The 12,365-nt window shown below is 41.0% G+C and carries 12 protein-coding genes and 2 pseudogenes; all 14 read left to right on the forward strand.

Annotation, left to right across the window (positions count from 1 at the left end; translation table 11 throughout):
• The first annotated feature begins 115 nt into the window (after positions 1-115).
• Positions 116-577, forward strand: a complete 462-nt coding sequence (locus AC0YNZ_RS21855; protein ID WP_475828612.1) for a hypothetical protein — start codon at positions 116-118, stop codon at positions 575-577.
• 62 nt (positions 578-639) lie between these two features.
• Positions 640-1,536: a GH85 family endohexosaminidase C-terminal domain-containing protein gene (locus tag AC0YNZ_RS21860; RefSeq protein ID WP_475828613.1), complete on the forward strand. Its 897-nt coding sequence runs from the start codon at positions 640-642 to the stop codon at positions 1,534-1,536.
• A 225-nt stretch (positions 1,537-1,761) separates the two neighbouring features.
• The gene (locus tag AC0YNZ_RS21865) at positions 1,762-1,935 is read left to right on the forward strand and encodes a hypothetical protein (protein WP_475828614.1); all 174 of its coding nucleotides are present in this window, start codon (positions 1,762-1,764) and stop codon (positions 1,933-1,935) included.
• A pseudogene (locus AC0YNZ_RS21870) lies at positions 1,907-2,257 on the forward strand (3'-5' exonuclease); the annotation flags it as partial. The gene AC0YNZ_RS21865 and the pseudogene AC0YNZ_RS21870, both read left to right, overlap by 29 nt.
• 710 nt (positions 2,258-2,967) lie before the next feature.
• On the forward strand, positions 2,968-3,792 hold the full coding sequence (zapE, locus tag AC0YNZ_RS21875; RefSeq protein WP_475828615.1) for an AFG1/ZapE family ATPase: 825 nt from the start codon (positions 2,968-2,970) through the stop codon (positions 3,790-3,792).
• Positions 3,793-4,642: 850 nt separating this feature from the next.
• Positions 4,643-5,566 carry a tyrosine-type recombinase/integrase gene (locus AC0YNZ_RS21880; protein ID WP_475828616.1) on the forward strand — a complete coding sequence of 308 codons (924 nt, stop codon included), beginning with the start codon at positions 4,643-4,645 and terminating at the stop codon, positions 5,564-5,566.
• A gap of 499 nt (positions 5,567-6,065) precedes the next feature.
• On the forward strand, positions 6,066-6,341 hold the full coding sequence (locus tag AC0YNZ_RS21885; RefSeq protein WP_475828617.1) for a hypothetical protein: 276 nt from the start codon (positions 6,066-6,068) through the stop codon (positions 6,339-6,341).
• A 430-nt stretch (positions 6,342-6,771) separates the two neighbouring features.
• The gene (locus tag AC0YNZ_RS21890; RefSeq protein WP_475828618.1) at positions 6,772-7,023 is read left to right on the forward strand and encodes a hypothetical protein; all 252 of its coding nucleotides are present in this window, start codon (positions 6,772-6,774) and stop codon (positions 7,021-7,023) included.
• 183 nt (positions 7,024-7,206) lie between these two features.
• A pseudogene (locus AC0YNZ_RS21895) lies at positions 7,207-7,626 on the forward strand (glycoside hydrolase family 2 TIM barrel-domain containing protein); the annotation flags it as partial.
• 57 nt (positions 7,627-7,683) lie between these two features.
• Complete coding sequence (locus AC0YNZ_RS21900) at positions 7,684-8,379, forward strand: CTP synthase C-terminal region-related (seleno)protein (protein WP_475828619.1); 696 nt, start codon at positions 7,684-7,686, stop codon at positions 8,377-8,379.
• 252 nt (positions 8,380-8,631) lie between these two features.
• Positions 8,632-9,660: an IS1595 family transposase gene (locus AC0YNZ_RS21905; RefSeq protein WP_475828620.1), complete on the forward strand. Its 1,029-nt coding sequence runs from the start codon at positions 8,632-8,634 to the stop codon at positions 9,658-9,660.
• Positions 9,661-10,233: 573 nt separating this feature from the next.
• Positions 10,234-10,419, forward strand: coding sequence for a CPBP family glutamic-type intramembrane protease (locus AC0YNZ_RS21910; RefSeq protein WP_475828630.1), 186 nt, complete (start codon positions 10,234-10,236; stop codon positions 10,417-10,419).
• A gap of 44 nt (positions 10,420-10,463) precedes the next feature.
• A complete protein-coding gene (locus AC0YNZ_RS21915) occupies positions 10,464-11,021 on the forward strand; it encodes a response regulator transcription factor (protein ID WP_475828621.1) in 558 nt (185 codons plus the stop codon).
• Positions 11,022-11,371: 350 nt separating this feature from the next.
• Positions 11,372-11,875 (forward strand): hypothetical protein, encoded by a 504-nt coding sequence (locus AC0YNZ_RS21920; protein ID WP_475828622.1) that lies wholly within the window; start codon positions 11,372-11,374, stop codon positions 11,873-11,875.
• The last annotated feature ends 490 nt before the right edge of the window (positions 11,876-12,365 follow it).

The following is a 12,365-nucleotide window of genomic DNA, read 5'->3' on the forward strand; positions in this document are numbered from 1 at the left end:
CGTGTAAAACGGAAAATGAGGTGCGACCGAGGCTTCTCTAAAAAAATGTATGCGGTTACACAAAAAACGATCGGTCCGAAACTTTCTTTTAAGGATGATTCCATAGAGCACGTTTGTGGCGAATTTTAATACCGGACATGGCATGAAGTATTATATGGACGGTAAAGTGTCCAAGGACGAAGAGTGGTCGAACATTAATTTGCAGGATATTCTTCCGACGTGGCAGTGGTGGATGGAGAGCCGGGGAACCAGGCTGCAAGCCGATTTTGATTATGGGGATGCCGTGGAGAACGGCGATAAATTCACTTATCAGCCTATCGGCGGCTACAAAGGCGGAAGCTCGCTTGTTGTGAACGGAAACTTGGATGCAAAAAATTTCCTGCGTCTGTATAAAACGGATCTGGACGTTAAAAAGACCACAACGGCTTCACTTACGTATAACAAAACATCTGTGACGGATGGCTCTGAGATCCAGTTAGGGCTTATTTTCAAAGATGGCCGGATAAAGTCGAATACATCCCCGTACCGCATAGCGGAAAGAAGACAAAAGGTTATGTCACAGCCCGATTGGATTTAAAGGCATATACAAATCGTGAAATCGCGGCCCTGGGACTTGCATTTGATCCGAAGGGTGGCACTGTGGGCGGCTATCAAGTCAACATCGGGGAGATTAAACTCACGGATGGGAAAGACTACACGCCTGACAAGCCAACCGGCTTTGCAGTCAAAGACCGGTATCATACCAATGAAGTCGATGTCGTATGGAATCGTGCGGACTATAGTAAAGTAAAGCAATACAATCTCTATGCGCAGCTGAGTAATGGCGAAGAGCAATTTTTAGGCGGGATCTATGGCGACAGCTTCTATGTGAAGAACTTGGACAAACAGGTCACGGCTCTAAAACTGACCGCCGTCGGCACCGATCATACCGAGAGCAAGCCTGCTATTATTAAGCTTAACAGCAAAAATTACCTTTCAGATGTATCGGTCAAAGAAACGGCCGAAGGCTTCGATATCGGCTGGGGCAAGGAAAACCGCGGCAGCAAAATCCGCTTTGACTTGATCTTTACCGACGGAAGAAAAGATACGTATACCAATACCGTAGATATCGAAACGGCTGCTGCAAAACTTAAAGTGCCCGTGAAGGATGATGACCGGTACCTGCTGCGAATATCTGCCTTGGATTCGAAAGGCAGAGTCCTTGATGCCGTCAGTTATGCTGGTAAAATGAAGGATATTTATTCCGAACCGTTCGACGGCGGCTACTATATCGATGGAAATAAGCTGGGGATCGATGTCCCTTCCTCGAAGGACTGGTGGCACATGTACATTACCGTTAATGGTATGGCAGTTAAACCTTCGAAGGAGTATGACGGTGCAGCAACTGATTATTTCATTCGGGGCTATCATGACTTGAATGGATTGGCTATTCCGGCAGAGGGATCAGTCATCGGTATTACGCTGGAAGACTACAAGGGGAACATGTCCGAGATCAAGCGCTTTACGGTAACGAAAAGATACCAAGTAAATAGGTAAAACTCATATGCTTCCTTTACGGTAGACAGGTGAAAACGAAAGCCTGCTGCTGGAAGGGGAGCTTTTTAAATGATAATGATTTATAAGTTTTTATATCTATAAACCAAGCGCTCAATAGAACAGTACAAGTAAGGTAATAATTAGACTATCCCTTCTTTTAAGGGATAGAATGGTGGGTGAATGCATCACAGGAATCGACGGGTACACACGCTAGGAGGAAACGCAATGCGGCTTCAAAAGAAAAGGTTTACGATTTTCCCTAAGCTGCTCATGGGCTTTTTGATCGCAATTTTGCCGGTGTACATGCTGGGTATTTTTTTGAATAAACAGGTCGCTGGCAGTTTGCGGGATCAAATTCTTCAATCCATGCACAGATGCAAGAGAAGGTTCACTGGCTGAGCTGATCTGGCGAATCTACCGTGATACCAGGTATTACGATTTTGTTGGCGGTCTTCCCGGTGGTGTGCAGCGGCAAGCCAACTTGAAGGCCCTTTACGATCGTGCTCGCCAGTATGAGGCGACTTCCTTCCGTGGCTTATTCCGATTCCTGCGCTTTATTGAGCGCATGAAGGAAGCGGGAAATGACCTCGGTACCGCGAAGTCTATGGGTGAGCAAGAAGAAGTGGTTCGGATGATGTCCATTCACAAGAGTAAAGGGCTTGAGTTCCCGGTTGTATTTGTAACCGGGATCGCCAAGCAATTCAACCAGCAAGACCTGAATGGTAAGAGGACATCGCGAATAACGAAGGCACTATTAGGGAGATATATCATCAGTTCATAAAACACGATATGACAACTACTCAATTATGTGAGGCACTAGATGAGCAAGTTGTTTGGCGTTCCGGTGCGTTGGATATGGAGCGTTTAAATACAATAGCTAGGCAAATTTCGATAATGAATAAGAAGGACCTAGCGGCAGCGCGGCAGTTACATTTCCAAGCTGTAAAAGGGGAGTCGTTTCTCAGGCATTCTTACCATTGCCAAGTATGTTCACTAATGAATTGACAGCTCAAGTATATACAGAAATTATCGAACAATATCCGTTGCCAGTAATAATGGAGAAATTACTTCACGATAAATCAATGGTGGACGTTTATTCTAGGATATTCGAGAAATTTGAGGCTAATTATCGAGTACCTAACCAAGTAGTACGGGCCTTGTTACATTTTATGTTTTCGGAGTGGAAGGCTTGGTCGATTGCCTACCTGGAGACGATAGCTGCTGACCTCCTAACTAGCAACGTAGTAACGTCTATTCAGGCGATGGAACATTTCGATGGGAATTAACCTAGGAGGACCGTCCATTCATGGATTCAATCGGTGATGCACTAAAGCAAATGATGGCGCGGGGCCAGTTTCACGCTGCCACTGAAAAAAGAGATTATGTCATTAACCATCCATTGGTAGTCGAGTTATGAGAAGGCATCAAGGAATGGATGAATTTACGCTGAAAGTGAATATGAACCGGTTATATGAGTATGTCACTGAGCAGGATCGTTGCGCCAAATGTGAAGGGGTGGACAGTTGCGGGAATGCGATGCAGGGACACTTCACTGCAGTTGAGGTTGATGAGAAGAATAGTGTTACCGAAAAAAAGGTCGCCTGCAAACATTGGAAGCAGAGGATCAATCAAGAGAGAGTTCAAAAACGTATCCGGACAGTTGCGGTAAACGAGAGCATAATCCAGAATGGTTATGATGTAGCGGAAATGTTGAGGAAAGATCCGGAGCGGGCAAGAGCCGTGTTTGAAATCTTAGAGTATGTCTCGAAGATAAAGTGGGAAGGTCTGAAGACCAGAGGTCTCTTCTTGACAGGTGGGTTTGGTACGGGAAAGACTTACTTAATGAGTTATTTGCTTAATGAGCTGGCCAAAGAGGGGCATACGGGCGTTATTGTTTATTTACCCGATTTTTATGAGGACCTTAAGGCTTCGTTCAATGATTCAAAAAAACTCAGTGAAACAATAGATTCTTTAAGAGAGGCGGACGTGCTTGTCCTTGATGACATAGGGGCTGAGAATTTGAATCCCTGGTTTCGTGATCACGTACTTGGAACGATCCTGAATTATCGTATGAACCGAAAGCCAACGTTATTTACGTCGAACCTCGATCTTGAGGCGCTTGAGGAGCACCTTTGCTTCACAAACCGTGATGGATTCGACGAAAATAAAGGGAATCGAATCATGGAACGAATCAAGCATTATACAGACCTAATTTATATTACTGTTACAATAAGAGATATCCAAAGTGATTCATAAAGGTTTTTTGGCCGTTTATAGGAACGGCTATTTATTTTGAACAAACTACCTTAATGGGGAACGTATGTGCTATAATAAGTACGCCAAACTCATGTTTTGCGCACTTTCTGTTTATATCGATTTTGTTAATAATAGTGGGGTATTTGTAAGAGTCAAAAAGGCATATTGCCTTCTAATAATGTCGGATCTGGTGCTTTAAGAGAATGTGATGTGCATGAGATTATTATCCCTTGAAGGTCGGAAAATAATTATTCACCATGACAAGTAGGAAGAAGTGGAAACTTGTGAAATTCTCCGTTCTATGAAAAATGGGAACCTCAAACTGAAAAGAAAAGCGCTTACTACATTCGATTTGACAGCATGGGAAGAATTCCTGATATCAGATACGGCGATCAAGTATACGGTTATCTCCGAGGGACAGTAAAGGGAGAACGGAAGGTCCAAGAAGAAAGCTGATATTCAAATCGGATTGTTTTACAATAGGAAGTCTGGTTACCGGCAAGTTATTGCCCATTCGATTCATTATCAAAATGTTGAATGGAAAAAGCCAAACTCTATGAACTCGCGGCAGTGCAAAATCTCCACCTTTGCTGAGTGGACAGAGTTTAAAGTCTTCTTCCTCGTCAGATGTACTGAAACCTTTTTTTTGAATGATATTCCTTCATTGATAGAGGTGAAAACATACCCGGTGATCGCAGATTCATCCTTGGTTATCATTCTGTTTGATGAACTCGGAAATGAACAAGGGTTTCGTGGCCTCGAGAGAATCCTAAAATATACAGAGGATACGGTAATTGTTCGGGGCTGCTGTGTGTGTAATTAATTCGGCAACGGACTGGTGGTGTTACTATTGGCGTTGAAGTATGAGATCGAAGAAGTATACGGGGAGCAGGTACGTGCTTTCTCCCTCTGGATGAAGCAGGCTGGATATACGGATTCCACGCAGCGGGAATACATGAGAGAAGTCCAAACTTATCTTGTATCGTTGGGTGGAGCGGAGGTAGAGAAGTCAGGGAAAATGGCGGTTATTAACTTCCTGGTCTCCAAACAGAAATCCACCGGGGACCGGACAAGAAACAGGTCACTTTCAGCAATTAGATCGTTTTATGTAGCCTTGATGGATTTCGAAATGGCTACACGGAATCCTGCACTCGATGTGAAAAAATCAAAGACGGAAAAGAACAAGAAGCCTGTTTACCTTGAGGAGGAGGAACTGGTCGAAAGTCTCCAGTTTATCGAAGGGCGGTATCGAAACCGGAATATAGCCATTTTCCTGCTCATGGGATATTGCGGGTTACGTGTAGGGGAAGTTCACCGATTGAACCTTAAGGATTTCAAGAAATCAAAGGGGACAATCGAGGTCTTCGGCAAGGGGCGTAAGTGGAACGAGATACCCGTACCCAAAATGCTTGTTGACTATCTTAGTAGGGTAGAGGAAGAGCGGATTACCCCTTACAATAAGAGGGAAGATGCTTTCTTTATTTCACAAAAGGGAAGACGCCTCTCGATACGCCAGATTCAGAAGATCGCAAACGAAACGTTTTCTGCATTCAAGGAACAAAACCCGAAATTATCGGATATGAAACTGTCTTGTCATAAGCTGCGGCATTCATTTGCAACAATGCTATTGAAAAATGGAGTGGATATTCGCGTTGTAAAGGAGCTGCTTGGGCACTCCTCGATCGAAACGACAATGATTTATACGCACGTAAATGATGAACAAAAGAAAAATGCGATGGCAACGGTAAGCATACCGATTCACGTTTTCGTATAGTGTCATCTGAAGTGGGGGGCGGGTATGAACTGGGTCTAATTCATATTAGTGTAACGCAACCTGTATGTACAGGTCTGAAGGTGGAGTTGTTTCAAACCAAATTGTTACTACGGTAGACTGCCGCTGCTGTGTTTGCCATCTTCGATTGTTTGAATAACAACAGTATGCCCATTATTATAGCGATAACCTGTACATACAGCTATATGTACAGGTTATGAGGTGAATAAGCTACAAGCCAAGTTGATGCCAAGATCAGAAACACTAGTTTAGTTACAAAAATATATAGCTGCTCCTCGGATCGGTACTCCAGTTAAGGATTGTAGCCGGCAGCCTCCTTTCTAAATAGAAGTGAACTTGATCTCCCTTTTAGGGCCATTTCAATGTTATTTGAAAGGAATGGGTTTACTTGAAGAGTGTCAATTTATCCAAGACAGATCTTCAGTTCTTGATTAACAATTGCGATATGTTGCCTGAAAATAAAGCGTTTAAAGGATAGTTGATGAATACACTAGCACTATTTTATTCTCCTTATCCCTGGCTGGATCTCGAAGAAAATCAAAATAAAGTTATTTATGATTTTATTTTGGTACCCGAAATCCACTGGCATAAAACTGATTCTGAACTACTAGATGAAATGGTTCCGAATGCTCCGGTTGGTATGATAAACTCCATAAGTTATTGTTTAGGCAGAGAGGGGTATGTATTTGTTCGTGACGTACTGTTTATGCCCCTGCAAACATTGAAACTAGTTGAAGTTTGGGAGAAAAAAAATTAACATTCCTACTAAATGGTCTTTCCAGGGCTATAGAATGATTTGAGATTGTTTAGAGGGCTGAATGGCGCCAACTAGTATCAGCGACGCCGCGGAGGACGTAAAGAGGCCATTGACAAGAAATAAGCTTACCCGGATTAATCAATCCTGATAAGCTTATTTCATTATGTTTGAAGACTTGTCGATTCCTCTTCCAGATTTTGCGATGCCGCGCCTTACATCGCATCAATCACTATATTATATTTTATTCTTTTTTTTTTAGAACATGACAGAGAATTGAAGATGCAACAAGAACACCTCTAAAATAACATTCTCTCAAATATTGTTTAGATATTATTCTTCCACCCATTGTTAAACACACTGTCACTCATAATCTTTATTTACATGAGGGGTATTGTGCTATGCTTCTTGAAAATGTATGGAGGGGATTGAGTTGCTTCAATTCGAAGAGGTGTGGCAACGTATCGTAGATCATGAAGGTAGTGAGTTCAGACAAAAAATGGGGAAGGTGTTTAAATATAAGGTAAATGGCACGACGATTGTGCCAAATACAACTAATATTAATATTCCGAAGAGCCAGGTGGAGAAAGTCTGGAAAAGAATGCCGGTTAAAAGTCCGGGAGCTATTAGTGATTTGATCGCTACGATTCAGGATACAAAAACAATAGTAAATTGCCTAAACTAGGATAACGATCTTAAAGTTTGCTGTCATTAATAAAGTGTGTCCTAAATAGTTAATTTCGTAAATGGCATTCTCTATTATCGGTTGAATGATTAACGGAATGACCGTACAGGTAAAGCCGCAATTTGCGCGTCCTTCTCTCGAGTCTCTGTTTCGTAAAGCAAATAACCAAGCTCGCTTAATATGCTGGGCCTTCTCGTTTGGAGGGAAGCGGCAAACGCTTATCAGTATTCCAATGAGTATGTTCGCAAGTTTACGAAGGAATGGCAGGAAGCGATCGAGCGCGACTATAATCAACCGAGCATCGTCGTATGTGTACCGCTAAACGAGAGCTGGAGTGTGCCTAACATTCTGATCGATAAACAGTAGCAGCAGCATGCGCTATCCATGTATTATTTGACGAAATCGCTTGATCCGACGAGACCTGTCGTGTTGAATGATGGCTGGGAGCTGGTCGAGGCGGATTTGTACAATATTCACGATTATGAATGGCGCGAGGAAGTTCTAACTGAAAGGTATGGCTCCCTTGCGGCGACGATAGCGGCAAGACCGTCTAACCGTGAGCTTTCTGTAGGGGGCTTTGCCTATAGTGGCCAACCGATTCTCGAAATACCAGTCCGTGCTATTATCACTTGATGATTTTATTTTAAGGGGGTTGTCCATTTGAAAATTGGTATTATAGGTGATTTTAATCCGGATTATCTTTCACAGCAAGCCACAAATGATGCATTAATCCATTCCATTAAAAAAATTGGAATACAAATTGAGTATGACTGGATTCCTACAGCATCAATTCCTGAACAGCTAGATACGATCGAAAAGGCTTATAAAGGTTTCTGGATAGCCCCGGGTATTCCCGAATCTGTAAGTGGAGTATTACAAATTATTCGATATGCCCGTGAACACAATATTCCATTAATAGGAACTTGCGGTGGATTTCAAAATATAATTATCGAGTATGCCAAAAATAAATTAATGATTGAAGATGCTGATCATGAAGAACTAAACCCTGATGCTTCTCAACTAGTTATCAGTAAACTTACTTGTTCACTAGTGGGTCAAAAAGGTGAAGTATTTATAAAGAGTCCTTCATTAGTTTCTGACATTTACCAAAAACCAACTACAATCGAACAATTCAGATGCAGTTACGGGTTAAACTCAGAATTTGAAGCACTAATTAATGAAGCAGGGTTAAAAATTGTAGGAACTGATGCTGAAGGAATGCCAAGAATTGTTGAATTACTTGGACATAGATTCTTTATCGGGACGTTATTTGTTCCCCAATTGAGTTCAACTAAGGAGAATCCACATTGTCTGGTAGATTCATTTATTGAACATGTAAGTAACAAATATTCATGAGAGGGTTGCCACCAAATGCATGGCGGCTTTTTCATTTGTGCCAACTTATTATTTGATCACCGAAAAAAGCAGCTATATAGTGTATGACACCAAATGAAATGTCGGGGGACAAGAACATATATGCATAAGAATCCGCATAAATCGCGGCTTTTTTATTTTGGCTATGTTAATTCTTAATGTTGATATTTGATAAATACGAACAAATTGTTCCTATAATAATGGGTATAATCATAGTTCGGAGATGATTTACCTATGGATTTAAAGGAATTGAAGAAGCTCGCTAACGCTTTGGACGAAAGCGGTAAGCAAGAACTTATATACTTTTTGCAATCTCGAACGAAAAACTTGGTAGCTCCAAATCGTGCGATTGATGAAATCTCAGAACAAAAGCATAAAGATGGGCTTGTTTGTCCGCATTGCAATAATCACTCGGTTGTGCGATTTGGAAAATACGTTATTAAAACACGTACTGGAGAGGTCAAGCGGCAACGTTATCGCTGCAAATCCTGCCATCAAACATTCAACGACCTCACCAACACCCCTCTTCAACGCACCAGAAGACCTCATCTTTGGGTTCGATTCATCGAATGTATGATTGAGGGTTTTTCGTTGAGGAAATGTGCTGAACTGTTGCATGACGAGGTAACTCACGTAACCCTGTTTTACTGGCGGCATAAGATTCTTGCCGCTCTGAAACAAATTCTAACAGAAACGTTTCAGGGCATCGTCGAAATGGATGAGACCTATTTCTTGTTCTCTGAAAAGGGCAAAAGGAATATCTTTGAACGCAAGTCCCGTAAACGTGGTGGTAAAGCTAAATATCGTGGCATCAGTAACGACCAAATATGTGTATTGGTTGCTCGTGACCGTCAGAAGATGACTTTCTCTGGCGTACTTGGACGTGGACGCATTCGAACGTCTAAATTGGATGAGGCTATTGGCGGTCATCTAAATGAGTCAAATGTGCTTTGTACCGATTCGTGGAGGGCATTCAGTTCCTATGCGAAAATGAAAGGTTTGGATCATTATCGCTTTAAATCCGATGGGAAACAGCGTGTGAAAGGCGTGTACCATATACAAAACGTCAACAGTTACCACAGCCGTCTGAAAAGATGGATTGACCGCTTTAACGGCGTTGCAACCAAGTATTTGCAACATTATTTGGCTTGGTTCCGTTATATTGACAGCAAGGATTATGAGAATACGGCGTCGAATAAGAAAAATATGCTTGTTGCCTCTTGTTGCCTCTTGCCTGTTTCTCGTGAGTCAGACCAACAGTAAACTTCGACAATCAACTTTTTCTTGCTGAACGAGGGACGGGCATTTAAGTGTCAACATAGAAGGGGTTAACTTGCAAATAGCGAATGCAGAAAAATCACATCTCGGATGAAGGAGAATATTACAAAAATGACCGTGGAACAAAAAAGACCATTACTTGAAATGATAGTTCTTGTATTACTCATGGTAGGGAGCATGTTGTTGACTCCCCAACTGAAAACGTTATTTTCATTGTTGCCCATTGTTTATTTTCTCGTGGAGAGAAGGGTGAGAAAAAGAGAGAGGACATTGATTTCAAATTTAAGAGTATTTCGAGGGATTTCAAGGAAGTCTGGTATTTCGTATTTATTGTTGGTTTCGTCCTACAATTGTTCTACCTTTACGTTTTTAAAAACTATTTCCCTGAAGTCATGGTACACGTACAAGAACGGGCTTCCTTCATTCAATCCTTCGATGGAAAGCTATTAATCAGCCTGCTTGTTCTAGCTTTAGGCGAAGAGATCGTGTTTAGAGGATTAATTCAAGGGAGATTACATTGGATAGTGAAGCCATTGCCCGCCATCCTTATCTTCTATTATTTTCGCACTGATGCACATAACATCAGGGAACCTCCTAATTGTAAGTTTGGATCTGACAACTGTATTTATTGATAGTGTGTTTTTTGGCATTATCTTTTATAAGACGAAAAATATTTATGTTTCGTGGTTAGCCCATGCCATGGCTAATAGCGTTGCGGCATACTCACTACTACATTTTTATTAAAAATATTGTAAATATTCTTGATATCATTCCATCAATTCAATCGGGTGAATACGACGACAAATACGTACACGGTTGAGGTTTGCTCGACGAAAGAAGAAGCGATTCGGCTGTCCAGCGCCATTGAGCAGATCGATGTATTCTTAATTGACATTAATTTGACCGATAACAACTTGGATGGGATTTATACCGCTTTAGAGCTTAAAGATAACGGAAATTGGAAAACGATTATGCTTACCTCCATAAACGACAACGAAGTGATTCAAAAGTCTTTTGTGGCCGGGGCCGCAAACTACGTTCTGAAAAAAAACGTTTCCGAAATACCTGCTATGATACGGAAAACCTACTTTGAACAATCCCCCCTCGAAATATTGGGTAAGGATTATTGCCGACTCAAACAAGAAGAGCAGCTTAAAGAATTGACTCCTGCTGAACGGGAGATTTATGAGCTGGTCGAACAAGGATTTACACGAACCGAGATGGAAAAGAAGCTTATAAAAACAGAAAATACGATCAAGAATCAGATTAAAAACATTCTCAAAAAACTATGTGCTTCTAATACTAAGGAAGCACTGAAAAAAGTAAAGTCTGGTGGATTGAAATAGGAGAGATCAATCCGTTGTATACATTGATTGTAGCAGCTACGTGTGATCGGCGTGAGCTGCTTTTCTTTTTGTATACAAAAAATTAATGCATATCGTGCCGGCAGCAGCGGTTTTGTATACGAATTAAAAGATAAAGCAGATCGATCTCTAGGATGATCTACTGAATAGATGTGCAGCGATACAAAACTGCTTTAAATAAAATGAGCGAAAACAGTATATCTTTTTTTGAGCGACACAAGTCTGCTTAACTAAAGGTCATAGACTGGGTGGGGCGTTAAGCTAACGGGCAGAATTGTTTAAAGTTGATTATGGTTTTTATGGTAAAATCAGTACGGAAAGGGGGAGGAATATTGAGCAAAAAACAAAAGTTAATATTAAATATATCAATAGTTTTGAACATATTACTAATCGCATTTGTAGCTTGGGGATATATGAAGATGAAATTTGTAAAGGAACAAATATTCATTGCTGAGGTTCAACATAATTTAGTAGAATTGGAAGGCACAATTACAATTCAAAAAGAAAAAAAATGGTCAGAACCCAACTTGGTGACGACTGAATTGGGAGACGTACTAAACGGAATTTGGCTTGGTATCACAACTGGAGGACAATTAGGAAATCTCTCAAAAAATGATAAGGAAACTCTGAATAACTTGTATTATAAGTTAAATCAATTTCCTAATGATGAAATATATAAATTTGCTGATTTAACCGAAGAGGATAAAGAAAGATTTGAGGAGTTGCAAGAAATACTTCGTGAAGTTGGGTTAGGGTTAAGTATTCAAGTTAGTGGTAATATGAAATACTTTATAAACCAAGCAGAGGAATTAGAAGGGAAAATTCCTCTGCATTAGAATACCCATTTCTTATTAAGCTAACGGGTACGATACTGGAGGAGTGCGCACTGTGGTGGCCGCTCCTCTTTTATTATTGAGCTAACTGGCTGGTTAACGTAGGAGAGCACATATGGAGATGTTATATTCATTTTGGGGGTAAAAGTTCGATGAATGATAAGAGGCTAACGATTTTAGTTTTTATGGGAACACTTTTGGTACTTTATTTTTTTGACTATCTTATGAACACTGATATTCTGAGCATTGTAACTTTCCATAAGAACGGTTCTACGTTCAGTTTTATAGGAGCTCTTCTTTGGCTCATAATTTCATCTGCTATTATATATGCCATTCAATTCTATAAGAAAAAGAAGAGGTAATTGTCCTTAAACTAACGGGGGACGATAGCATTCCTGTAGAGCGTTAAATTTCCGCTTTGCAAAAAAACGAGCGCCTCGGTACGATGGAAGTACGCAACGGGTCATAGCCCTAAAAATTCCATCATCCAGGA

This window comes from Paenibacillus sp. J2L1-98 (assembly GCF_056269405.1).